This is a genomic window from Streptomyces sp. NPDC090032 (assembly GCF_044748025.1).
Lineage (GTDB): Bacteria > Actinomycetota > Actinomycetes > Streptomycetales > Streptomycetaceae > Streptomyces.
Window position 1 is genome coordinate 274265 of sequence record NZ_JBIVFF010000005.1, and the last position, 24068, is coordinate 298332.

At 71.2% G+C, this 24068-nt stretch carries 18 protein-coding genes and 1 pseudogene; 6 read left to right on the forward strand and 13 right to left on the reverse strand.

Going from position 1 to position 24068, the window contains the following annotated elements; genetic code table 11:
* Positions 1–2 precede the first annotated feature (2 nt).
* The gene (pdhA, locus tag ACIPWY_RS13970) at positions 3–1181 is read right to left on the reverse strand and encodes a pyruvate dehydrogenase (acetyl-transferring) E1 component subunit alpha (RefSeq protein ID WP_362901438.1); all 1179 of its coding nucleotides are present in this window, start codon (positions 1179–1181) and stop codon (positions 3–5) included.
* A gap of 383 nt (positions 1182–1564) precedes the next feature.
* On the opposite strand from pdhA (ACIPWY_RS13970), the gene ACIPWY_RS13975 reads away from it, so the two are divergent.
* Together ACIPWY_RS13975 and ACIPWY_RS13980 are read left to right on the forward strand one after the other, a co-directional pair.
* A complete protein-coding gene (locus ACIPWY_RS13975; protein ID WP_362901440.1) occupies positions 1565–2227 on the forward strand; it encodes a response regulator transcription factor in 663 nt (220 codons plus the stop codon).
* 281 nt (positions 2228–2508) lie between these two features.
* Complete coding sequence (locus tag ACIPWY_RS13980) at positions 2509–3519, forward strand: phosphotransferase (RefSeq protein ID WP_362907703.1); 1011 nt, start codon at positions 2509–2511, stop codon at positions 3517–3519.
* A 41-nt stretch (positions 3520–3560) separates the two neighbouring features.
* Here ACIPWY_RS13980 and ACIPWY_RS13985 read toward each other — a convergent pair whose 3' ends face one another.
* Entirely contained in the window at positions 3561–5204 is a 1644-nt protein-coding gene (locus ACIPWY_RS13985; RefSeq protein ID WP_362907704.1) for a protein kinase domain-containing protein, read from the reverse strand.
* Between the two features lie 312 nt (positions 5205–5516).
* On the opposite strand from ACIPWY_RS13985, the gene ACIPWY_RS13990 reads away from it, so the two are divergent.
* The gene (locus ACIPWY_RS13990; RefSeq protein WP_393699342.1) at positions 5517–7097 is read left to right on the forward strand and encodes a protein kinase domain-containing protein; all 1581 of its coding nucleotides are present in this window, start codon (positions 5517–5519) and stop codon (positions 7095–7097) included.
* Positions 7098–7227: 130 nt separating this feature from the next.
* On the opposite strand, the gene ACIPWY_RS13995 is transcribed toward ACIPWY_RS13990, so the two are convergent.
* The 4 genes and pseudogenes from ACIPWY_RS13995 to ACIPWY_RS14010 form a co-directional block, all read right to left on the reverse strand.
* The gene (locus ACIPWY_RS13995; protein WP_362907706.1) at positions 7228–7776 is read right to left on the reverse strand and encodes a bacterial proteasome activator family protein; all 549 of its coding nucleotides are present in this window, start codon (positions 7774–7776) and stop codon (positions 7228–7230) included.
* 398 nt (positions 7777–8174) lie between these two features.
* Positions 8175–8984, reverse strand: coding sequence for a hypothetical protein (locus ACIPWY_RS14000; RefSeq protein WP_401533278.1), 810 nt, complete (start codon positions 8982–8984; stop codon positions 8175–8177).
* A 293-nt stretch (positions 8985–9277) separates the two neighbouring features.
* The gene (locus tag ACIPWY_RS14005; RefSeq protein WP_393699338.1) at positions 9278–10258 is read right to left on the reverse strand and encodes an NAD(P)H-quinone oxidoreductase; all 981 of its coding nucleotides are present in this window, start codon (positions 10256–10258) and stop codon (positions 9278–9280) included.
* Between the two features lie 245 nt (positions 10259–10503).
* Positions 10504–11196: pseudogene (locus ACIPWY_RS14010) on the reverse strand (potassium channel family protein); the annotation flags it as partial.
* A 536-nt stretch (positions 11197–11732) separates the two neighbouring features.
* Between ACIPWY_RS14010 and ACIPWY_RS14015 the strand changes: the two are divergent.
* A complete protein-coding gene (locus ACIPWY_RS14015; protein WP_362907709.1) occupies positions 11733–12842 on the forward strand; it encodes a potassium channel family protein in 1110 nt (369 codons plus the stop codon).
* A gap of 68 nt (positions 12843–12910) precedes the next feature.
* Here ACIPWY_RS14015 and ACIPWY_RS14020 read toward each other — a convergent pair whose 3' ends face one another.
* From ACIPWY_RS14020 to pdhA (ACIPWY_RS14040), 5 genes are all read right to left on the reverse strand, one after another.
* Positions 12911–14485 (reverse strand): molybdopterin molybdotransferase MoeA, encoded by a 1575-nt coding sequence (locus ACIPWY_RS14020; protein WP_401533281.1) that lies wholly within the window; start codon positions 14483–14485, stop codon positions 12911–12913.
* Complete coding sequence (locus tag ACIPWY_RS14025; protein ID WP_393699333.1) at positions 14482–15456, reverse strand: NTP transferase domain-containing protein; 975 nt, start codon at positions 15454–15456, stop codon at positions 14482–14484. Before ACIPWY_RS14025 ends, ACIPWY_RS14020 begins: the two co-directional genes overlap by 4 nt.
* A 216-nt stretch (positions 15457–15672) precedes the next feature.
* Positions 15673–17028, reverse strand: a complete 1356-nt coding sequence (locus tag ACIPWY_RS14030) for a dihydrolipoamide acetyltransferase family protein (protein ID WP_362907712.1) — start codon at positions 17026–17028, stop codon at positions 15673–15675.
* A complete protein-coding gene (locus tag ACIPWY_RS14035; RefSeq protein WP_362907713.1) occupies positions 17028–18032 on the reverse strand; it encodes an alpha-ketoacid dehydrogenase subunit beta in 1005 nt (334 codons plus the stop codon). Before ACIPWY_RS14035 ends, ACIPWY_RS14030 begins: the two co-directional genes overlap by 1 nt.
* Positions 18029–19165: a pyruvate dehydrogenase (acetyl-transferring) E1 component subunit alpha gene (pdhA, locus tag ACIPWY_RS14040; RefSeq protein ID WP_393699328.1), complete on the reverse strand. Its 1137-nt coding sequence runs from the start codon at positions 19163–19165 to the stop codon at positions 18029–18031. The genes ACIPWY_RS14035 and pdhA (ACIPWY_RS14040) overlap by 4 nt, the downstream gene beginning before the upstream one ends.
* Positions 19166–19338: 173 nt before the next feature.
* On the opposite strand from pdhA (ACIPWY_RS14040), the gene ACIPWY_RS14045 reads away from it, so the two are divergent.
* Entirely contained in the window at positions 19339–19929 is a 591-nt protein-coding gene (locus tag ACIPWY_RS14045) for an Lrp/AsnC family transcriptional regulator (RefSeq protein WP_401533284.1), read from the forward strand.
* 91 nt (positions 19930–20020) lie between these two features.
* Here the strand turns inward: ACIPWY_RS14045 and ACIPWY_RS14050 are convergent, their stop codons facing one another.
* Both ACIPWY_RS14050 and ACIPWY_RS14055 read right to left on the reverse strand, forming a co-directional pair.
* Positions 20021–20611 carry a TetR/AcrR family transcriptional regulator gene (locus ACIPWY_RS14050; protein WP_362907716.1) on the reverse strand — a complete coding sequence of 197 codons (591 nt, stop codon included), beginning with the start codon at positions 20609–20611 and terminating at the stop codon, positions 20021–20023.
* On the reverse strand, positions 20608–22131 hold the full coding sequence (locus ACIPWY_RS14055) for a 3-hydroxyacyl-CoA dehydrogenase (protein WP_362907717.1): 1524 nt from the start codon (positions 22129–22131) through the stop codon (positions 20608–20610). The genes ACIPWY_RS14050 and ACIPWY_RS14055 overlap by 4 nt, the downstream gene beginning before the upstream one ends.
* 220 nt (positions 22132–22351) lie before the next feature.
* Here ACIPWY_RS14055 and paaN point away from each other — a divergent pair, with 220 nt between their 5' ends.
* Positions 22352–24058: a phenylacetic acid degradation protein PaaN gene (gene paaN, locus ACIPWY_RS14060; protein WP_383890204.1), complete on the forward strand. Its 1707-nt coding sequence runs from the start codon at positions 22352–22354 to the stop codon at positions 24056–24058.
* Positions 24059–24068 lie beyond the last annotated feature (10 nt).

Sequence of the window (24068 nt, forward strand, 5' to 3'; positions counted from 1 at the left end):
GATCAGTTGCCTCCCTCGGCATCGGAGAACGACGCCTGGTAGGCGGCGAACTGGGCACGCTCCTCGTCGACGAGCGAGTGCCCGTCCGCGTACGCGTTCTCGAAGATGGCCATCCGGTCCGGGTCGGGCATGGCCCGCACGACCTCGCGTACTCGAAGACCCAACGCTTCGCTCTCGGCCTCGAGTTCCGCGAAAAATCCCTCGTCCGTGTCAGTTTCGGACTCCAGATACGTGCGCAGGCGCTGGATCGGGTCCTTCGCCTCCCACGCCTCGCGCTCCTCGTCGGCCCGGTACTTCGACGGGTCGTCGGAGGTGGTGTGCGCGCCCATGCGGTACGTGAACGCCTCGACCAGCGTCGGCCCCTCGCCCCTGCGGGCCCGCTCCAGGGCCCACTTGGTGACGGCCAGGCAGGCCAGCACGTCGTTGCCGTCGACGCGGACGCCGGGGAAGCCGTAGCCCTGCGCGCGCTGGTAGAGCGGCACCCGGGTCTGCTTCTCGGTCGGCTCCGAGATCGCCCACTGGTTGTTCTGGCAGAAGAACACGACGGGCGCGTTGTAGACCGCGGAGAACGTGAACGACTCCGCGACATCGCCCTGGCTGGAGGCGCCGTCACCGAAGTACGCGATCACCGCGCTGTCCGCGCCGTCCTTGGCGATGCCCATGGCGTAGCCGGTGGCGTGCAGCGTCTGCGAGCCGATGACGATCGTGTACAGGTGGAAGTTGTTCGTGTTCGGGTCCCAGCCGCCGTTGTTCACGCCGCGGAACATGCCGAGCAGGTTCGTCGGGTCGACGCCCCTGCACCAGGCGACGCCGTGCTCGCGGTAGGTGGGGAAGACGTAGTCGTCGGCGCGGGTGGCCCGGCCCGAGCCGATCTGCGCGGCCTCCTGGCCGAGCAGCGAGGCCCACAGGCCCAGCTCGCCCTGGCGCTGCAGCGAGGTCGCCTCCGCGTCGAAGCGGCGGGTGAGGACCATGTCGCGGTACAGGCCTCGCAGCTCGTCGGCCGTGATGTCCTCGACGAACGCGGCGTACTCGGCGTGCGCGGGGTCCTGAACGCGCCGGCCCTCGGGGCTCAGCAGCTGGACGAGGTCGGGCGCTGTCGCCCCCGGGGACTTCTTCGCAGACTTTTTCGCAGCGGTGCGCTTGCGCGGCGTACGCGCTGCGGCAGTGCTGTCCACGGTCACGTGTGCTCCTCCGTCGGTCCGGCCCCCGGGTTCGCCGGGAAGCCTGGGGGTCCCCCCTGTTCCTCAGGAACCTGGGGAGGCTCGCCTGGCCGACCTGCGCACGGGGTGGGTGCGACTCGACCGGGTACAGGCGTGACAGGTGCCCCGGCGAGCGCCCTGCACCATGCACGTTACCCAGTGCCCCTCATATCTGCGAAACCCCATCTGACCTGCGATTTTGCTTGGATATCCAAGTAAATCGAGCAACTTCGGAACACTCGCTGGTCAGACGTGGTCAAAGCACTGTTCGGAGCACGGGTCACGGCCTGGCAGGCAGCCGGAACACGGGCACGTTATCCCGGGCACCTCGGGCACGGGAAGAGCCAGTATGTGAGACTGACCGCGTGTCCGAAGACGGAAAAATTCGCGTATTTCTACTCGATGACCATGAAGTCGTACGCCGCGGAGTGCACGAGATGCTTTCCGTGGAAGAGGACATCGAAGTCGTCGGAGAGGCCGGTACGGCCGCCGACGCCATGGTCCGCATCCCCGCCACCCGCCCCGACGTCGCGGTTCTGGACGTGCGGCTCCCGGACGGCAGCGGTGTCGAGGTGTGCCGCGAGATCCGCTCCCAGGACGAGTCGATCAAGTGCCTGATGCTGACCTCGTTCGCCGATGACGAGGCACTCTTCGACGCGATCATGGCGGGCGCCTCCGGCTACGTACTGAAGGCCATCAGGGGCAACGAACTCCTGAACGCGGTCCGCGACGTAGCCGCCGGGAAGTCCCTGCTCGACCCCGTCGCCACCGCCCGCGTCCTCGAAAGGCTCCGCGACGGGGGCCGCGCCATGGAGGACGACCGGCTCGCGAACCTGACCGAACAGGAGCGCAAGATCCTCGACCTGATCGGCGAGGGCCTGACCAACCGGGTCATCGGGGAACGCCTGCATCTCGCCGAGAAAACGATCAAGAATTACGTGTCCAGCCTGCTGTCGAAACTGGGCATGGAACGCCGCTCGCAGGCCGCCGCATTCGTGGCGCGGCTACAGGCCGAGAAGCGCCACTGAATTCGGGACCCAGGTGCCTTTCACAGGGCCTGGGGCTCTTTCACAGGGGGCCTGGGACTCTAGGCCCGGGACTCTTTCAGGGCGCGCTTTCGGCGGCGCACGCGCCGTGGAATCAAGCCCTCCGAATTCCAGGAAGACCGCGCCCCCACCGACGGCCGGTGGTCCGTCCAGTTCGTCACCGTGCACGAACTGACCGGCGGCACCCGTCACCGTCATCCGAAGCGGGCCTTTCACCACGTTCTGTAGCCGACGGCTACCCAGGGTGCCCTAACATCTGGCGCGTGCCGCGCTCATCTGCTCACTCCGCCCCACCGCTCCGTGCCCTGCTGCGGCAGTACGACGCCGGCTCGCCGCTGGCCTGCGAGCCCGTCGACCAGGGCCTGCTCAACCGCGGCTACCGGCTCGCCACCACACGCGGCCACTACTTCCTCAAGCACCACTTCGACCCCGAGACCGCCGACCCGGCCGCCATCGCCCGCCAGCACCGCGCCACCGAACGCCTCGCCGCACTCGGCGTCCCCGTCGCCCCGCCCCTGCCCGCCGCCGACGGCCGCACCTTCACCGTCATCGGCGGCGCCAGCTACGCCCTGCACCCCTGGGTCGAGGGCCGCCACCGCAGCGGCGCCCAGCTCACGGCGGCCCAGTGCCGCACGCTCGGGGCGCTCCTGGGACTCGTACACGCCTGTCTGGAGAAGGTCATGGGCGCCGCGCCCGCGCGCGGGCGGGACAGTGCCGATCCCGCGGACACCCTCGCGCTCATCGACACCCTGCTGGAGCGGGTGCGCCGCCACCGCCCGCACGACGCGTTCGACGAGCTGGCCCGGCACCGGCTCGTGGAGCGCCGCGCCCTCCTGGAGACCTGCGCGGGGCGGCGGCCTCCGCAGGCCTCGGCGACCGGCTGGGTGCACGGGGACTTCCACCCGTTCAACCTGCTCTACCAGGGCGGCGTACCGGCCGCGATCGTCGACTGGGACCGGCTCGGGGTGCAGCCGCGCGCCGAAGAGGCCGTGCGCGCCGCCGTGATCTTCTTCGTGCGTCCCGTCGGCACGCTCGACCTGCCGAAGGTGCGGGCCTACGCGCGCGCGTACCGCCGCGCCTCGGGCGCCGGGGCGGACGAGCTCGCGGCCGCCGTCCACCGCGTGTGGTGGGAGCGGCTCAACGACTTCTGGATACTGCGCTGGCGCTACGAACGCGGCGACCACCGCGCCGACCCGCAGTTCCCCGCGGCGTCGGCGCTCGCCGTGTGGTGGACGAAGGAGTACGCGGCGGTGCGCGACGCGTTCGCCGAGTGAGCGGCCGTCAGTGGTGAGCCGGACCGGCCGGACCGGCTGGGTCAGCCCGTCGCCGGGTCGCCCGTCGAGACCTGGAGCTGGATCGAGTCGGGGTTCTTCGGGTCGATCTCGGTGCCCGCCTTGGGGTACTGCACGATGACCGTGCCCTCACCGAAGGTGTTCTCGTCGACGTCCCGGACGTCGAACTGCCAACCGGCGGCCTGCATACAGGCCTTGACCGACGTGATGTTCTTGTAGGTGAAGTCCGGGAGCTGGACCTTGTCGGGGTCGTTGTAACCCGTCTCAGGCTCCTTGCACTGGTCCTCTTCGATCGTCTTCGTCAGGTCGGGCCCCTTGTGACCGGCGACGGCCGACGGTGACTTCTTCGCGTCGCCGCCGCCCTTCTCGTCACCGCCGTTCATCGTCAGGGCCGTGATCAGACCGCCGACCGCGATCAGCGCGACCACGATCGAACCGACGATCACGCCGGTGTTCCGCTTGCCGCCACCGCCGCCGCCCGAGACGGACGAACTCGGCGTCGTCTGGGGCGAGATGGTGTAGGGCGCAGGCGTCTGCTGGTGCTGGTACTGCTGCTGAGACGCGTACGGAGAGGCGGGCGGCGGGGTCTGATAGCCCTGCTGCGGATATCCGTAGCCCGGAGTCGCCGGTGCCGGCGTGGGCGTCCCGTAGGGGCCCGGCTGGTACGGCGTCTGCACCGGGCCGGTCGGCGCCTGCGCCGACTGGTCGACCGGCGGGAACACCGCGGAACCGACACCCGCGCCGCTGGACGTCTGCGCACCCGGCACGATGCTGGGCGCCGCGGCCTGCAGCGACTGGGCGACCCGCAGGCACTCGTCCCGCATCGCCTCGGCGCTCGGGAAGCGCTCGTTCGGGTTCTTCTTCAGCGCGCGGGCGACCAGCGCGTCCACGGCCGGGGGAACCGACCGGTTGATCGACGAAGGAGCCACCGGCTCCTCCTGGACGTGTGCGTACGCTATGGCCAGCGGCGAATCCGCCTCGAACGGCAGCCGCCCGGTGACCAGTTGGAAGAGCATGATGCCGACCGAGTACAGGTCGGAGCGGGCGTCCACGCCACGGCCGAGGGCCTGCTCGGGCGAGAGGTACTGCGGGGTGCCGACGACCATGCCGGTCTGCGTCATCGACGTGACACCGGACTGCATGGCGCGGGCGATGCCGAAGTCCATGACCTTGACGACGTTCCGCTTCGTCATCATGACGTTGCCCGGCTTGATGTCGCGGTGGACCAGACCCATCTCGTGGCTGATCTCCAGCGCCGCGAGGACATCGGCCGTGATCTTCAGGGCCTTGTCGGTCGGCATCGCGCCGTAGTGCGCGATGTCGGCGTCGAGCACGGAGCCGAGGGGCTGGCCCTCCACGTACTCCATGACGATGTACGGAGTGGTCATCCCGTCGAGGTCGTCCTCGCCGGTGTCGAAGACCGAGACGATGTTCGTGTGCGTGAGCTTCGCCACGGACTGGGCCTCGCGGCGGAAGCGCTCACGGAACGCCTGCTCGCGCCCGAGCTCGGTGTGCAGCGTCTTGATCGCCACCTGGCGGTCGAGCACCGCGTCGTACGCGAGGTGGACCGAGGCCATGCCGCCCTCGCCGAGGAGATCACGCAGCTGGTAGCGACCGCCGGCGACGGCACGCCCTGCGTACCGGCCCTGTGCGCCGTCCTGGCTCATGTTTCTACGTCCCCCATCGGCGCGGCCGGTGATCGATTGCCACTATTCCCGGCCAAGTCTGCCCCGTGGCACCGACACGTCAAGCTCGGTGCCCGTTCCGTGACCGTACGGGCAGGAAGCGTCGCGGAAGCGTTACAGGAATTGCGCAGACGATTTGCATCGCATTGACCGCAGAAGGTTTGATGGCCGGTCCATCTCGGAACAGGGCGCCGGGCGATGCCTGTAGCGTGGCCCGACGGAGACCGTAACGACCACCGCGCGTACATCCGAGAGTGCGGACACGGACGCGGACAGAAACGACGGCGAGGACTGATGGCACAGACGCAGCGCGCTCAGGGCCCGTCCGACCCCGAGGCGGCTGGCGGCGGTATGTCAGATGCGCCGGAGTTGTGGGGAAACGGCGGGCTGGTCGGTGACGGCCGGTACCGACTGACCCACAGACTCGGCCGGGGCGGCATGGCGGAGGTTTTCGCCGCGGAGGACGTCCGGCTCGGACGCACCGTCGCGGTCAAGCTCCTGCGCTCCGACCTCGCAGAGGACCCCGTGTCCAAGGCCCGCTTCACGCGCGAGGCCCAGTCGGTCGCGGGCCTCAACCACCACGCGGTCGTCGCCGTGTACGACTCCGGCGAGGACACCGTCGGCCGCTCGGTCGTCCCCTACATCGTGATGGAGATCGTCGAGGGCCGCACCATCCGCGACCTCCTCCTGAACGCCGAGGCGCCCGGACCCGAGCAGGCCCTGATCATCGTCTCCGGTGTCCTGGAGGCCCTCGCCTACTCGCACCAGCACGGCATCGTGCACCGCGACATCAAGCCGGCGAACGTGATCATCACCAACACCGGTGCGGTGAAGGTGATGGACTTCGGCATCGCGCGCGCCCTGCACGGCGCGCAGTCGACCATGACGCAGACCGGCATGGTCATGGGCACACCCCAGTACCTGTCGCCCGAGCAAGCCCTCGGCAAGGCCGTCGACCACCGCTCCGACCTGTACGCGACCGGCTGCCTGCTCTACGAACTCCTCGCGCTGCGGCCCCCGTTCACCGGCGAGACCCCGCTGTCCGTCGTGTACCAGCACGTCCAGGACACCCCGGTGCCGCCCTCCGAGGTCTCGGACGTGGCACCGCCGGAGCTCGACGGGCTCGTCATGCGCTCCCTGGCCAAGGACCCGGACGACCGGTTCCAGACCGCCGAGGAGATGCGCGGTCTCGTCCAGTACGGGCTGCAGATGCTGTACGACCAGGGCGGCCACACCAACACCTGGAACACCGGCCCGGTCAGCGCCGACATGCACAGCGGCGGCAACACCCCGGCCATGGGCGTCGCCGGCACGACGGCGCTGCCGCACCCGACCGACGGCGGTACGGCGGCCCAGCCGATGCTGCGGCCCCCGGGCAGCGACGACGGCGGCTTCGACGGCGGCCACCGCTCAGGCGGCGGCAGCGGTCGCGGCAAGATGTGGATCCTCGCGGTCCTCGCCGTGATCGCGATCGCGGGCGGCGCGGCCTGGGCGATGACCGGCAGCGACGACCAGAAGGGCGGGACCGGCACCACGCAGTCCCCGACGCAGTCGCACTCCCAGAAGGAGAAGGAGCCCAGCCAGAGCTCCGACGACACGTCCTCCGGGGACGACACCACGGACCCGGGCGCCGGGACCGGCGGGCAGTCCGACTACCCGCCGTCGGAAGAGCCCAGCTCGGGCGACGTCTCGCCGTCCGACAGCGCGTCCCAGCCGAGCGACGAGCCGTCGAACCCGACGCCGACCAAGAGCCAGTCGGTGCCCGAGGAGTCGCCCTCGGGCGACCCCAGCCTGCCCACGGAGGAGCCGCCCACGGGTGGCGCCAACGGGGACCCGGGCGGAAACGCCGCGGCGGGCACCGACGGCGGCGCCTGAGCCGCCGCCCTCCCGGCAGACGGCCAGGAGACATACGAAGGCGCCCGGCCGGTCATGGTGACCGGCCGGGCGCCTTCGCGTTGCGGGTTCGATTCGGGTTGCGACAGGTACCGGGCAGGGGCGCCTGTCCTTACAGGTACGGGCCTCCGGAGCGGCCGGCGATCCGCGGGTCGTCGCCCTCCTCGCCACCGCCCACGCCGGGCGGCAGCGCGCGGCGCATCTGCTCCAACTGGGCCCGCGCGGCCATCTGCTGGGCGAACAGCGTCGTCTGGATCCCGTGGAAGAGCCCTTCCAGCCAGCCCACCAACTGGGCCTGCGCGATCCGCAGTTCGGCGTCGCTCGGGATCACCTCGTCGGTGAACGGCAGGGAGAGGCGCTCCAGCTCCTCGACAAGCTCCGGCGCGAGACCGTCCTCGAGCTCCTTCACGGAGCTGGCGTGGATCTCCTTGAGCCGCACCCGGCTCGCCTCGTCCAGAGGAGCCGCCCGCACCTCCTCGAGCAGCTGCTTGATCATGCTGCCGATGCGCATCACCTTGGCGGGCTGTTCCACCATCTCCGTCACCGGGACCTCGCGGGACTCGTCGTCTCCACCGCCGCCGCCTCCGAGCGCCATCCCGTCCTGGCCCACGACCAGGACCTGGGGGCTCTCCGGCGGCCTTTCGTTCCTCGGCATCTCCATGCCGCCATTCTCTCGTACCGCACCGTCACACCTGGGTAGTGCCCCCTTACGAGGGTGATCCACCGTGTCCGGGCGTACTCCCACCGTGAGGGACGGTGTTCCCGACGCGTACGGGCCTCGGCGAGGACGGCGGCGGCCGTCGGGGCGGGCGGGGCGTCGAACGGGGACCGCGGGCCGGCCGGGAAGGGCCGCCTCGGGCGTGGAGGGGGTGGGAGGCGTATGGCGTGGGTGGTGCGTATGTCATGGGGAGTGCGTATGGCGTGGAGGGCGTGTCTGTCATGGGCAGCGGAGACTTCACGTTCGGACCAGACTTCGTGGGCGGCGGAATTTTCATGGGCGGCTGAGACTCCGTGGCCGGCTGAGACTTCATGGGCGGCCGAGACCGAGCGACTGAGACTTCATGGGCGGCGCAGACGCAGTGCCAGGAATCCGACGCCGAGGCCGACCAGGACGAGGCCGAAGCCCAGCGGCAGGATGGTGACGGCAGGGATCACGGGTTCGGCGACGGCCTGCCGCGGGGTGTGGTCCGCGTTGTCCACGGGGACGCCCGTCGGCCGGGCCGACGGCTGGACCTCCTGCTCGTCCGGCTCGTCATCGCGGACCTGCGGCTCTTCCGGGGGCAGGGGCACGGGTATGGACTCGTGGGCCGGGCGGGTGCGGGACGGGTCCCTCGACGGACGGTGGAACCGCTTCGGCCCGGCTGCGGACGCCGAGGCGGAGTGACTCGTACGGGCGGTGTGACTCGTACGGGCGGGGTGACTCGTACGGGCAGGGTGGCCCTTGTGAGAGGGGTCCGCGGGCGATGCCTTCGGACGGGTGTGGGACGCGCTGGTCCGTCCGGGGGAAGCGCTGGCCGAGGGCTTCGCTATGTGAGGCACGGACGGTGCGGCCTCGGACCGCTGCTCGCGCGGCCGGTCCATGGGCGCGGACGGTCCGGGGCGGACGTGGTCCGCCGGGTCCGACTCGGCCCGTCCCGGATGCGTACGCCCCGCCCCGGGATCGCCACCGGCGTCCCTGCCGGCCGGGGTCTCGTCATCGCCAGAGGCGGGCGTGTGCGTGGGCGCGGGTTCGGCGGCGTACGCGTAAGTGCCGGAGGTGGCCGGTCCAAGGAGGAGGGCCATGAACAGCAGCGGCCACAGCGGCAGCAAAAGCGCCAGCGGCAGCGGCAGCGGCAGCGGGCGGCCGGTGGTGCGGAGGCGTGGAGTCATTCCGCGCGCCCCTCCCGGAATCGAGTCACCAAGATCGGAGGAATCCCGGAATCAGCGTCACATGACGCCACAATTCCGGCACCTTGGCGCCACTCCACTCACCCCGGCTCGGCGCCCTGGTGCCACTCCACTCACCGGCTCGGCGCCCTGGTGCCACTCCACTCATCCGGCCACACCGCCCGGCCGCCGGGGGACCGCCCACTCGCCAGGGCCACGCCCCCGCCCACCCGACTGCCTGCCTGCCTGCGTGCGGGCGGGCGGTGGGTGGATGGGCGGCCGGCGGGTCGGCGGACCTACTCCACGGTGAGCAGCACCTTCCCGATGTGCTTGCTCTCCTCCAGGACCCGGTGCGCCTGTGCCGCGTCACTCATCGGCAGGCTCCGGTCCACGATCGGCCGGACGCGGCCCGAGTCGATCAGCGGCCAGACGTGTTCCCGTACCGCCGCGACGATCGCGGCCTTCTCGGCCAGCGGGCGCGCGCGCAGCGAGGTCGCCGTGATGGCGCCGCGCTTGTTGAGGAGCATGGCGATGTTCAGCTCGCCCTGGATGCCACCCTGCATGCCGATGATCGCGAGGCGGCCGTTGGTGGCCAGCGCCTGGACGTTGCGGTCCAGGTACTTGGCGCCCATGTTGTCGAGGATGACGTCCGCGCCCGCGCCGTCGGTGGCCCGCTTGATCTCCTCCACGAAGTCCTGCTCGCGGTAGTTGATCAGGATGTCGGCGCCGAGCTCGGCGCAGTAATCGAGCTTCTCCTTGCTGCCCGCCGTCACCGCCACCCTGGCGCCGATGGCCTTGGCCAGCTGGATGGCCATCGTGCCGATGCCGCTGGATCCGCCGTGGACGAGGAAGGTCTCGCCGGGGCGAAGGTGGGCGATCATGAAGACGTTCGACCAGACGGTCGAGGTCACCTCGGGCAGCGCGGCTGCCGTGACGAGGTCGGTGTTCGCGGGTACGGGCAGGAGCTGGCCGGCCGGGACGGCGACCTTCTCGCCGTAACCGCCGCCCGAGAGCAGCGCGCACACCTCGTCGCCGACGGACCAGCCGGACACGCCGGCGCCGAGGGCGACGATGCGTCCCGAGCACTCCAGGCCCGGGATGTCGGTCGCGCCGGGCGGCGGGTTGTAGAAGCCCTGACGCTGCAGGAGATCGGCGCGGTTGACGGCCCCGGCCGCCACCTCGACCAGCACTTCGCCCTCAGCGGGTACGGGATCGGGAACCTCCGCCCAGACGAGCGCATCAGGTCCACCGGGTTCCGGAATCGTGATCGCATACATGCCGGCGAGGCTACTCCTCGGGGTGATCCAGAAGGCGGGGCGGCGCGTGCCCCGTCAGGCCTCGCGTCCCCTCAACTGTCAGTCCCGCGCCCTCCGTCGCGTGCCCTCAACTGTCAGTCCCGCGGCAGCCCCCGCCCGTCCGGGACGGCACTGGATACCGAGGGTGGCCCGGACGATCGTCAGTCCCGCGGCAGCCCCCGCCCGTCCGGGACGGCACTGGATACCGAGGGTGGCCCGGACGATCGTCAGTCCCGCGGCAGCCGCCGAACGTCCGGCACGGACTGGGCGCCGGGGGTGGCCCGGACGATCGTGATCAGGCGGTCCGTCAACTGGAGCGTGCCGATGGCCCGGTCGTCGTACCCCAGCACCCGGTGCCCGCGCACCACGCTCACCACCAGGTCCTCGGTCTCCCTGGCCGTCAGCCCCACCTCGGCCTTTATGACGGGCCGCTCGACGATGTCGAGGCCGCTGCCCTGCTGGATGAGGTCCTCCATGACCATGCCGGCGCTCGGGCTGAGTACGGACAGTCCGAGCAGCCGTCCCGCCGCGCCGGCGCTGGTGATGACGGCGTCGGCGCCCGACTGCCGCAGCAGCGGGGCGTTCTCCTCCTCGCGGACGGCCGCCACGATCTTCGCCTCGCGGTTGAGCTGGCGGGCGGTGAGGGTGACCAGGACCGCGGTGTCGTCGCGCTGCGTGGCGATGATGATCTGCCGCGCCCTGTTCACCTCGGCCCTCAGCAGCACATCACTGCGCGTGGCATCGCCGACGACTCCGGCGAACCCCTGCGCCGTGGCCGCCTCGATGACCTTGCCGCTGGGGTCGACGACCACCACCTGATCCGCCTTCAGCCCTGTCGCGCAGACGGTCTGGATCGCCGACCGGCCTTTCGTGCCGAATCCGACGACCACGGTGTGGTCACGCAAGGTGGACCTCCAGCGCTTTGACAAACGCAACCTAGATTCATGGACAACGACCTTGTGCAGCGCGCTCGGTGCGAAGATCTCAAAGGTCGGAACCGGGCCGATCTGGTCCAGTCCGGTTCGGTCCAGTCCGGTTCGGTCCAGTCCGGTTCGGTCCGGTTCGGCTGTCCTTCGAGGTCGACGAGGGTCCCGCTACCACTGGGAACGACGCTACCGCTGAAACGGACGAAGCGGTGCTCATCGCAGCGGGGTACCGACGAGACCGACAGATGCAGCGACACCGGTGCATCATCGCCTCGACCGCCAACGTCCTGGCCACGACCGCCATCGTCGTGAGCGCGACCGCCATCGTCGTGAGCGCGACCGCCATCGTCGTGAGCGCGACCGCCATCGTCGTGAGCGCGACCGCCTTCGCCCTTCCCTTTGGGTCCGCACAGCGCGACGCGGCACATATGGCGGCTTGCCGGGTTCTACTGCTCCAAGACGTGCGTGGCTTCGTCCAGGAACATGGTCACCGTGCCGACTTTCTGGATCACCGCTGCAGGGGGCAAAGGATGAGAGACGAGAAGCAACCACCTTCCAAGACGGAGCAGTTCTCGATCTACCGGTCCCTCTGGTACCGCTCCCGCACCGAAGCGCTGGACGACGCGGAGGCCGGACGGTCCATCACCATGCCGGCGCAAGGGGCCGTGCCGCCCCTCCAACAGGTTCTACGACGGCTGGCCATGGCCTTGTTGGTTCTGGCCGTGACGACGCTGCTCGTCTACTTCGACCGCGCCGGCTACAACGACAACTCCGACAGCAGCGTCGACTTCCTGGACGCGGCCTACTACGCGACGGTCACCCTCTCCACGACCGGATACGGCGACATCACGCCTGTCAGTGACGGCGCTCGGCTCATCAACATCCTTGTCATCACACCTCTGCGCGTTCTCTTCCTGATCATCCTGGTCGGCACCACTCTCGAAGTGCTCACCGAGCGCACCCGCCAACAAGTGCGCGTCCACCGTTGGCGCTCGCGCATGCGGAACCATGTGGTCGTCGTCGGCTACGGCACCAAGGGGCGGCACGCCATCCAGACGCTTCTCGGCCAGGGAATCACCAAGGACGAGATCGTGGTCGTCGATCCACAACGGAAGGTGCTGGACATCGCCAACGGTGACGGGCTCGTGTCAGTCCTCGGAGACGCCACCCGCTCCGAGACGCTCCTCAAGGCCGAGTTGCCGCGGGCAGCGCACGTCATCATCGCGCCGCAGCGGGACGACACCGCGACGCTGGTCACCCTCACGGCACGCCAGCTCAACAAGCGCGCGACCATCGTCGCCGCGGTTCGAGAGGACGAGAACGTGCCGCTGCTCAAGCAGAGCGGCGCGGACACAGTGGTGACCAGTTCCAGTTCCGCCGGTCGCCTGCTCGGCGTTTCCACGGCGAGCCCCCACGTCGCGGACACTCTCGAAGACCTGATGACCTACGGCAGCGGCCTGGATCTCGTCGAACGTCTGGTGACCAAGGACGAGGTGGGCCAGTCCCCGCGCGAGTGCTCCGACCTTGTCGTGGCCGTCGTGCGCGGGAAGAAGGTGTTGGACTACGCCGACCCACAGGCCGCAACTCTCCAGCTCACAGACCGCGTCATCACGGTCAGCCGTGCGACCCCTACCCGCTGATCAGGCGAAACGCCCCTGCGCGGCCAGCGGCACCCCCGGCAGACCATTGACTCCAGCGATGCAGAGTTTCACGTGAAACACCTCCCGGCAGGGCCGTCGCTCCCGTCACCACCCGCCGGGTTCCACGACCACGGCAGGTCGAGGATCTCCACTTCCCGCCCGGCCTTCGCGCCGCCGGGCGCGATGACGGCGAGCCCGTCGGCCGCCGCGATCCCTCGCAGCATGGCCGGCCCGCTGTAGCGCAGCGGCAGGGCGCGCTCCCCCCGCACCACGACGGGGACGAGCCGCGTGTCGTGCGGATGACCGTGCACAGCCTCCTGAAGCGGCACGGTGTACGACTCCTGCTCAGGCCGTCCCGCGAGGATTCGCAGCAGCGGCTCGGCGAGCGTGAGGAGCCCGGAGACCGCCGCGAGAGGGTTGCCCGGCAGGCCGACGAGATGCTGCCCCTCCTTGGTGCGGGCGAGCAGCATCGGGTGCCCCGGCCGCACCGCGACCCCGTCGACGAGCAGTTCGGCGTCGACCCGGCTCAGCGTCGGGTGCACATGGTCGACCGGGCCCGACGCGGTGCCGCCGGTCGTCACGATGAGGTCGGCGTCCGATGCCTGCACCGCCTTCAGCAGCGCCTTCGGATCGTCACCCAGCCGCCGTACTGAGCTGACCTCCGCACCCAGCGCCCTCAGCCACGGCGGCAGCATCGGACCGAGCGCGTCCCGGATGAGGCCTTCACGGGGGAGGCCCTCGGACAGCAACTCATCGCCCAGGACGAACACTTCGGCCCGCGGCCGTGCCACCGTCAGCAGTGCGTCGTACCCGGCGGCCGCCGCGAGCCCGAGCACCGCCGGCGTCACCAGGGCTCCGGAGGGCAGGAGTTGGTCGCCGGAGCGGCACTCCTGGCCTCGGGGACGGATGTCCTGGCCGTGGCCGACGTCGCGCAGAGCGAACAGCCGGCCATTGTCGTCGGTACGGCCGTGCTCGCTGCGGATGACGGCGGTCGCGTCCCTCGGGACCCGGGCGCCGGTGGCGATCTGGACCGCCTCACCGTCAGAGAGCGGCGCGGGCCGGTCCTGCCCGGCGAGTACCCCCTCGGCCCGTACGTCCCAGGGGCCCGGCCCGGCTACAACCCAGCCGTCCATGGCGGACGTGTCGAAGGACGGAAGATCGGAGAGCGCGGCGAGGGGCTCGGCCAGCGTCAGACCGAGCGCCCGGTCGAGCGGCTCTCGGCGCTCCGCCGCACGTCCCCGGAGAGCAGCGGCCGCGCGTCCGGCCCGCCCGGCGACGGCTCGCGCGGCCGACCAGGGGGCGGCACGGTGCTGGGAATCGGTTCCGGAGCCCGAGGGAGCGCTGTGGCGCGCGGGGCCCTCAGGACTGTGCGGATGATTCATATGGTCCCCGCGGTTCATCTGCCCAGTGGGGGTGGCGAGTTCGGTGCGCCGGGAGCGATCTGCCGAACCGCGGCCCGTGCCGGGGCTTCCCGCTCCCGCGCGTCCCGTACCGGAGCCTGCCGCGCCGGGGAGCGCCGCACGGCCTGCGCCGCGGTCGTCCGCCGCCCGGGCCTCGTTGACCAGGGCGAGCGCCTCGTCGACGGCGCCGTCCTCGGCCGCGCGCGCCTGCTCGGCCAGCGATTCGGCGCTCTGACCGCTCATCCCGCATCCGGCCGCGCGCCCGATGGCCCATCGGTCGAGGCACCGTCCGACGCGGGGCCGTCAGCAGCGGCACGGGAGCCGGCGCCTGCCGCACCGGTCGCCGACGCTTCCTCGTCCGCGGCCTCCTTCGCCCAGCGGTCCGCGAGCGCGGCGGCCTTCGCGCAGGCCTCGGCGACGGCCTCGCGGCCTCCCCCGGCGTTCGCGGCCGCGTACCCGACGAGGAACGTCGTCAGGGGAGCGGCCGGCCTGGCCACGCCGTGCGCGGCGTCGCGGGCGAGGTCGAGCAGGACGCCGGTGTCGACGTCGAGCTCGATGCCCAGTTCGTCCTTGGCTGCGGAAATCCATTCATCCAACACGTGACCATGCTCCCTGATACGTGACCGGGCGGCGGCGATGTCGTCCCAGGTGTCGCAGTCGAAGGACGCGACGGGGTCGGTGATGCGGGTCAGTTCGAGCCGGCCGACGAGCAGCCGCAGGGGCAGCCCGGAGAGACCGTCGTCGTGTGCGGCGGCGAGTTCGGCGAGGTGGTGGCGCAGGGGTGCGCTGCGGTAGGCCGCGACGAGCGGCTGGTCACGGCCGTCCGCGTCGCTGAGCATGACCCCGTCCGCCGTCCCCGCATAAAGGGCGTCGAGGAGGCGCCGTACGGTCTGCTCGCTCAGGAAGGGCAGGTCGGCGGAGAGGACGAGGACTTCGTCGGCCGTGGTGGCGCGCAGGCCGGCGTCGAGTGCGGCCAGCGGTCCGCCGCCCGGCGGGTCCTCGCGGGTCCAGCGCACGGGGTGCGCGGTGGGTCTGGGCTCGGCGACGACGACCGTGGTGCCGGCCGTGGCGCAGGCGGCCAGGACCCGGTCGAGCAGCGGCCTGCCGCCGACGCGGACCGCCGGCTTGTCCGCGCCGCCGAGCCTTCGGGAGGCGCCGCCGGCGAGCACGACGGCGTCGTGGGCGTGGCGGCTCGGCGCGGGAGCAGCGTTCATCCCACGAGTATGGGCGCACGAAGGATCAATGCCACCCCTGGAAACGGCCCGCACCCGCGAGGATTTAGGTCACACCGGGGGTGGGCGGGGGCGGGCCGCTGGTCGTCACAGGTCGGGACGGACGGGATCGGGCCGCCGGTCGTCACAGGTCGGGACGGACGGGATCGGGCCGCCGGTCGTCACAGGTCGGGACGGACGGGAGCGGGCCGCCGGTCGTCACAACGTGCGCAGGAGCACCGCCGGCTGTTCCACGCAGTCCGCGACGTAGCGCAGGAAGCCGCCCGCCGTGCCGCCGTCGCACACCCGGTGGTCGAAAGTGAGCGACAGCTGGACGACTTGTCGCACGGCCAACTCCCCCTGATAGACCCAGGGTTTGGGGATGATCCGGCCCACGCCGAGCATGGCGGCCTCGGGGTGGTTGATGATCGGCGTCGAGCCGTCGACGCCGAAGACGCCGTAATTGTTCAACGTGAACGTGCCGCCCGTGAGTTCCCCGGGCGTGAGCCGCCCGGCCCGCGCCACTTCCGTGAGGCGGGCGAACTCGGCGCTGAGGGACTCGGCGTCGCGCACGTGCGCGTCCTTCACGACAGGGACGACGAGTCCGCGCTCTGTCTGGGCGGCGAACCCGAGGTGCACGGCGTCGAGCTGCACGATCTCCTGGGCCGCCAGGTCGACCCGGGAGTTGAGCTCCGGGTAACGGGCCAGGGCGGCGGTGCAGATGCGGGCGAGGAGGGCGAGTACGGAGATCTTCTCCCCGCCGGCCGCGTTCATGGCCACGCGCGCGTGCATGAACTCGGTGGCGTCGGCGTCCACCCAGCAGGTCGCGTCGGGGATCTCGCGGCGGCTGCGGGTGAGCTTGTCGGCGACGGCGCCTCGGAGGCCGCGCAGGGGGACCCGGATACCGCCGGCGGTCCCGTCCACGGGGGTCGGGGCCTGCGCAAGGGCCTCGGTGGGTGCCTCGGTGAGGGCCGGGACCGGGGGCATGGCCGCCGCCTCGGCCACGTGAGCCCGTACCTGCACGGTCTCGCGCATGGCGCTCTCGACGTCGGCCCGCAGGATGAGTCCGTCGGGTCCCGACCCGAGCAACTCCCGCAGATCGACGCCGTGTTCACGGGCGAGCTTGCGTACGAGGGGGGAGATGACCGGCACAGGGCCGCTCCGCGGCGGCGCCTTCGGAGCCGGGGCGGACGGTGAGGACAGGACGGGCGCCGCCGCGGGGACGTCGTCCTGGCGGCGGACCCTGCGGCGGCGCGCGGGGGCGGCAGCGGTGCCGTATCCCACCAGGACGTTCCCGGAGCCCTCTTCCTCACCCGCGCCCTCGGCCGGGTTGCCGACGGCGACCGTCAGGAGCGGGGAGCCGACAGGCAGTTCGGTGCCTTCCTCGCCGAAGCGGGCGGTGACCACGCCCCCATAGGGGCACGGGACCTCGACCATCGCCTTGGCGGTCTCCACCTCGACGACCGGCTGGTCCACCGCCACGACGTCGCCGACCTGGACGAGCCAGGTGACGATCGACGCCTCGGTGAGGCCTTCGCCGAGGTCGGGCAGCTTGAACTCGAGGACCTGTGCCATCAGCTGCCCGCCTCCCACTGAAGCCGGGCGACCGCGTCCAGGATCCGGTCGACCCCCGGCAGATGGTGCCGCTCCAGCATCGGCGGCGGATAGGGAATGTCGAACCCGGCCACGCGCAGGACCGGCGCCTCCAGGTGGTGGAAGCAGCGCTCGGTGACCCGCGCGGCGATCTCGGCGCCGGGCCCGGCGAAACCACCCGACTCGTGCACGACGACCGCTCGGCCGGTGCGGCGCACGGACGCGCTGACCGTCTCGTCGTCGAACGGCACCAGGGAGCGCAGATCGACGACCTCCAGATCCCAGCCCTCCGCTCGCGCGGCCTCGGCTGCCTCCATACAGACCGGCACCGACGGCCCGTACGTGATGAGGGTCGCGCTGCTGCCGGGCCGCCGGACCACGGCCCGGCCTATGGGTTCGACGTCCGTCGGGTGCTCGGGGTTCCAGGAGTCCTTCGACCAGTACAGCCGCTTGGGTTCGAGGACGATGACGGGGTCGTCGGAGGCGATGGCTGAGCGCATCAGGCCGTAGGCGTCCGCGACGGTGGCGGGCGTGACGACATGGAGGCCTGGGGTGGCCATGTAGTACGCCTCGGAGGAGTCACTGTGGTGCTCGACGCCGCCGATGCCGCCGCCGTAGGGCACGCGCACGGTGAGGGGCAGCGGCATCGCGCCCCTGGTGCGGTTGCGCATCTTCGCGACGTGCGAGATCAGCTGCTCGAAGCCGGGATAGGCGAAGGCGTCGAACTGCATCTCGACCACGGGGCGCAGGCCGTACATGGCCATGCCGACCGCGGCCCCGAGGATGCCCGCCTCGGCGAGCGGCGTGTCCGTGCAGCGGGCGTCACCGAACTCCTCGGCGAGCCCGTCGGTGACGCGGAAGACGCCGCCCAGCGTGCCGACGTCCTCTCCGAGGACGTGCACGGAGGGGTCGGCGGCCATGGCGTCGCGCAGGGCGCGGCCGAAGGCCTGCGCCATGGTGGCCGGCTTGGCGGCGACGGTCGTCATCGGTCGTCCCCGTCCGCCTCGGCGTCGAGCTCGGCGCGCAACTGGGCGGCCTGCTCGCGCAGTTGGCTGGTCTGCTCGGCGTAGACGTCGCGGAAGAGGTCCATGGGGTCGAGCACCGGGTCCTGGTTCATGCGCTCGCGCAGGCCGGCGGCCATCTTGTCGGCGTCGTCGCGCACGGCCCGTATGCCTTCCTCGTCGAGGAGTCCGCGGTCCGTCAACTCCCGCTCCAGGAGCAGGATCGGGTCGTGCTCGCGCCAGGCGTCGACCTCGGCGTCGACGCGGTAGCGCGTGGCGTCGTCCGCGTTCGTGTGCGCTTCCATGCGGTAGGTGACCGCCTCGACGAGGGTGGGGCCACCCCCTTCGCGCGCGTGGCGGACGGCTTCGGCGAGGACCTCGTGGACGGCCACCGCGTCGTTGCCGTCCACGAGGCGACCGGGCATCCCGTATCCGACGGCCTTGTGGGCCAGGGACGGGGCGGCGGTCTGCTTGGCGAGCGGTACGGAGATCGCGAAGCCGTTGTTCTGGACGAGGAAGACGACCGGAGCCTGCCACACCGCCGCGAAGTTCAACGCCTCGTGGAAGTCGCCCTCGCTGGTGCCTCCGTCGCCGACCATGGCGAGCGCGACCACGTCGTCACCCTTGAGACGAGCGGCGTGCGCGAGACCGACCGCGTGCGGGAGCTGGGTCGCGAGCGGGGTGCACAGGGGAGCGATGCGGTGCTCGCGCGGGTCGTACCCGGTGTGCCAGTCGCCCCGCAGCAGGGTCAGGGCCTGTACGGGGTCGAGGCCACGGGCGACGGCGGCGAGGGTGTCCCGGTAGCTGGGGAAGAGCCAGTCGCGCTCCTCCAGGACGAGGGCGGCCGCGACCTCGCAGGCCTCCTGTCCGGTGCTGGAGGGGTAGACCGCGAGCCGGCCCTGCTTCGTCAGGGCGGTCGCCTGCGCGTTGTACCTGCGCCCACGCACCACCTCCGCGTACAGCTGGTGCAGAAGCCGGGCGTCGGCCTTGGCCGCGGCGTCGGTGCCGAGGATCCGGTACGGCTCGGCGTCGGGCAGCAGCGGCGCGGGATCCGTGCGGGGCTGCCAGGCGGGCGGCGGGGTGAGCCGGTAGGCGTCCCGCTGCTCCATGACCGTCATGACGGCACCTCCTCGTTGGAAGCGGCTGAGAGACGCGACGGGGCGATGCGCCTCACCTACCGATTGTTCGGTCGTCGGCACATTTTGGCTACAGGCGCCTCCAGGCTGTGGACAAACGGTTCTCCACAGCCTGGGATGGACGCAGTACGTCCATGGTAGGGAGGCGGGGGGACATGGCATCTGAACGAATGGCCGACGGCCCGGGCGGCGACCGCCACGAGCCCCCGCCCCGAGCGCCCGACGGCTCCACCGGCAGCGGCACCGACAGCCGGCCGGACGCCCCGTCCAGGCCGCCCGACGGCCGCCCCGAGTACCAGCCGCGCCCACTGGACGCCATCGACCGCGACATCCTGCAGATGCTCCAGATGGACGGCCGCGCCTCGATACGCTCCGTCGCCGAGCGCGTCCACGTGTCACGGGCCAACGCCTACGCGCGCATCAACCGGCTCATCGACGACGGCGTCATCCGCGGCTTCGGCGCCCGCGTCAACCACGAGCGGGCCGGGCAGGGCGCCTCCGCGTACATCACGCTCAAGATCGTCCAGAACTCCTGGCGCACCGTGCGCGCGCAGCTGCGCCGGCTCCCCGAGGCCTCACACATCTCGCTGGTCAGCGGCGACTTCGACGTGCTCCTGATGGTGCACACGCAGGACAACAGGGCGCTGCGGGAACTGGTTCTCACCAAGCTCCAGGCCATGCCGGAGGTGCTGAGCACGCGGACGCTGCTGGTGTTCGAGGAGGAGGATCTGGAGCCGGACGCCTGACGCGCCCGCTCCCGCGCCCGGGGGACCGACAGACATATGTTCCGGCCCGGGCCGGAAACCGCCAGTCGCCTGACGGGCCCGCGCGGGGCCGTCAGCCCTGGCTGCGCAGCCCTTCGAAGATCAACTGTGCGACGGCGTCGGCGACCTCACGGTCGTCCATGCCCCGGCCGCCCGGCCGGTACCACTCCACGATCGAGTTGATCATGCCGAACACGAGGCGGGTCGCGAGCCGCACCTCGATGTCGCCCCGCACGTCACCGTCTGCCGCGGCCGCCTTCAGGAGATCGGCGACCTGGTGGTCGAACTCCCTGCGCCGCTCCATCGCCCAGCGCTCCGTGTCGGTGTTCCCGCGCACGCGCAGCAGCAGGGTCACGTAGGGCAGCTCGGATATCAGGACCTGGACCATGCGCCGGGTGACGTACTCCAGGCGCTCGACGGCACGCCCCACGCGCGCGTGCTCCTCGCCGAGGATGCCGAAGAGACCGTCGAGCGCGCGGCTGACGGCACGGCGAAGCAGTTCCTCCTTGCCGGCGACATGGTGGTAGATCGACGACTTGGAGATACCGGCCGCCTTGGAGAGGTGCTCCATCGAAGTGCCGTCGTAGCCACGCTCGTTGAAGACCTGCACGGCGACCGACAGGAGGGTCTCCGGCGTGTAGGTGTCGCGCCTTGCGGTGGTCATGCGGAGCCCTCCCGCTTGTCGGAGGCGTACGAATGGCGGTAGAGCGCGAGCGAGGGTGCGTAACGGCCGGACGGATCGCGCAGGTGCAGATCGTCGAGGAGGGAGTACGCCCAGTTCTTGCCGAGCTTCCTGCTCCACTCGACAGGCCCCAGCGGGTAGTTGACGCCCAGGCGCATCGCCGTGTCGATGTCCTCCGGAGTGGCCACTCCCTTGGCGACGGCGTCGTGCGCGAGATCGATGAGCCGCGCGACCGTGCGGGCGACGATCATGCCGGGCACGTCGCCGATGACGCTGACGTCCTTGCCGATGGCCTGGAAGAGCCCGGTGGCCTCGCGCAGGGTCTGGGGGGTCGCTTCCTGCGAGGTCGCCAGGGCCATGCGGGTGGCGGCGCGATAGTCGAACGCGAGATCGAAGTAGATGACGTCCCGGTACTCGACGGACGTCTGGCCGTCCGCGAGGGCGAGCTGGCCGCCGCTGGGAAGGACCAGGCGCGATCCGTTGTCCTCGTCCTCCTCGCGCACCGGGATGCCCGCCTCACGGATCAGCGCGAGGAGCTCGGCGGCAGGCCCCAGGTCGCCCTCGGCGACGACGTAGGCGGGCGCCTGGGCGGGCTGCGCGGTGTGCGGCTCCGGACGCTCCTCGCCGTCCGCGTACGCGTACCAGCCGCGGCCCGTCTTGCGCCCGTGCATGCCGGCCTCGACCAGGCGCCGCTGAGCGAGGGACGGCCGGAACTTCACGTCCTGGAAGAAGGCCTCCCACACGGAGCGGGTGACCGCCTCGTTGACGTCCTGGCCGATGAGGTCCGTCAGTTCGAAGGCGCCCATCTTGAAGCCACCACACTCGCGCAGGACGGCGTCGATGGTGGCGGGCTGGGCGCCCTGCCCCTCGTAGACCGCGAACGCCTCGGCGTAGAAGGGCCGCGCGATGCGGTTGACGATGAATCCGGGGGTGTCGGCGCAGACGACCGGGGTCTTGCCCCAGGCGCGGGCGGTCTCGTACGCGCGCGTGGCCGCCGTTACGTCGGTCGCCGCGCCGGAGACCACCTCGACCAGCGGCATCAGGGGCGCCGGGTTGAAGAAGTGCAGGCCGACGAGGCGCCCCGGCACCCGCAGCGTCCCGCCGACGGCCGTGACGGACAGGGACGAGGTGTTGGTCGCGAGCAGACAGTCGTCCGCGACGATCTCCTCCAGGTCCGTGAACAGCTGCTGTTTCACGTCGAGCCGCTCCAGTACGGCCTCGACGACGAGCGCCGCCCCCGCGAACTCCTCAAGGGTCTCGGCGGGGCTCAGACGCGCGCACGCGGCGTCCCGCTCGCCGGCGTCGAGCCTGCCCTTGTCGACCAGGCGGTCCAGGCGCGCGGCGATGGCGTCCGCGGCCTCCCGGGCGCGTCCCGGTACGGCGTCGTAGAGCCGGACGGGGTGGCCGGCGGTCAGGGCGACCTGGGCGATGCCCTGGCCCATGGTGCCGGTGCCCACCACGCCCACAAGGCGTTCGGGGCTGCCGAGCTCGAGTGCTGTCATGGTCGCGATCCTCCCGCACGGAACGACGGCCGGGAGCCCGGGGGTCGTGGCGGCCGCGCCGTGGCAGCGGCGGGCGGGAAGTTTTCCACAGGTTCGACGACCCCCCTTGTCCCGACCGATCGTTCGGTTACTCTAACCGTGTCTGCCTGTTCCTGCCCAGCTGTCCCTGCCCAGCTCGCCGGCTCGACGAAGAGCCGTCTCGACGAGGAGTTGGTCCGTCATGGCCGCCGAAGTCACCGCGCACGACCTGATCGCCAAGCACCGGCCCACGCTCGACCAAGCTCTGGAAGCGATCCGCACGCGCGCGTACTGGTCGCCGCACCCCGAGCACCCCAAGGCCTACGGAGAGCACGGAAGCCTGAGCATGCCCGAGGGCAAGGCCGCCTTCGACGCGCTCTCCGGCACCCGCATCGACCTCGGGCAACCCGGCACGGACGACTGGGTGGGCGGCGAAATGTCGCCGTACGGCGTCGAGTTGGGTGTGACCTACCCCCATCCCGACCTGGACGTCCTGCTCCCCGCGATGCGCACGGGCATGCGCGCATGGCGCGAAGCCGGCGCCGAGGCACGGGCCGCCGTGTGTCTGGAGATCCTGGCCCGGATCAGCGCGCGTACACACGAGTTCGCGCACGCCGTGATGCACACCAGCGGCCAGGCCTTCATGATGGCGTTCCAGGCGGGCGGCCCGCACGCGCAGGACCGCGGCCTCGAAGCGGTGGCGTACGCGTACGCCGAGCAGGTGCGCACACCGGACGCGATGGAGTGGACCAAGCCGCAGGGCAAGCGTGACCCCCTCGTCCTCGGCAAGGAGTTCACGCCGGTCGGACGCGGCATCGCGCTCCTCATCGGCTGCAACACCTTCCCCACGTGGAACGGATATCCGGGGCTCTTCGCCTCCCTCGCCACCGGCAACGCCGTCCTGGTGAAGCCCCACCCGCGCGCGGTGCTGCCCCTCGCCCTCACCGTCCAGGTGGCCCGCGAGGTCCTCACCGAGTCCGGATTCGACCCGAATCTGGTGGCGCTGGCCGCCGAGCGGCCCGGCGAAGGCATCGCCAAGACGATCGCCCTGCGCCCCGAGATCAAGATCATCGACTACACGGGCTCGACGGAGTTCGGCGACTGGCTGGAGACGCACGCCCGGCAGGCGCAGGTCTACACGGAGAAGGCCGGCGTCAACACGGTCGTCATCGACTCGACCGACCGCTACAAGGGAATGCTGGCGAACCTCGCGTTCTCCCTGTCCCTGTACAGCGGCCAGATGTGCACCACTCCGCAGAACCTCCTCATCCCGCGCGACGGCATTAGCACGGACGAGGGCCCCAAGAGCTACGACGAGGTGGTCACCGACATCGCGGCCGCGGTCGGCGGCCTCCTCGGCGACGACGCCCGGGCGAACGCGCTGCTCGGCGCCCTCGTCAACCCGGACGTGAAGTCCCGCCTGGAAGCCGCCTCCGGCCTCGGTGAAGTCGCCCTCGCCTCACGGGAGATCAGCAATCCCGAGTTCCCCGGTGCCGTCGTCCGCACGCCGACGATCGTCAAGCAGGACGGCGCGCGGAAGTTCTGGGACGGCGCCGACTCCGACTCCGCCTACCTCAGCGAGTGCTTCGGCCCGGTCTCCTTCGCCGTCGCCGTCGACTCCACGGCAGACGCGCTGGACCTGCTGCGGCGCACGGTGCGGGACAAGGGCGCGATGACCGTCGGCGCGTACACGACCTCCGACGAGGTCGCCGAGGCCGTCGAAGAGGTCTGCCTCGAAGAGTGCGCCCAGCTGTCCATCAACCTCACGGGCGGGGTGTACGTGAACCAGACAGCGGCGTTCTCGGACTTCCACGGCTCCGGCGGCAATCCCGCGGCCAACGCGGCGCTGTGCGACGGAGCGTTCGTGGCGAACCGCTTCCGGGTCGTGGAGGTGCGCAAGGAGGCCTGAGGCCTCCGTC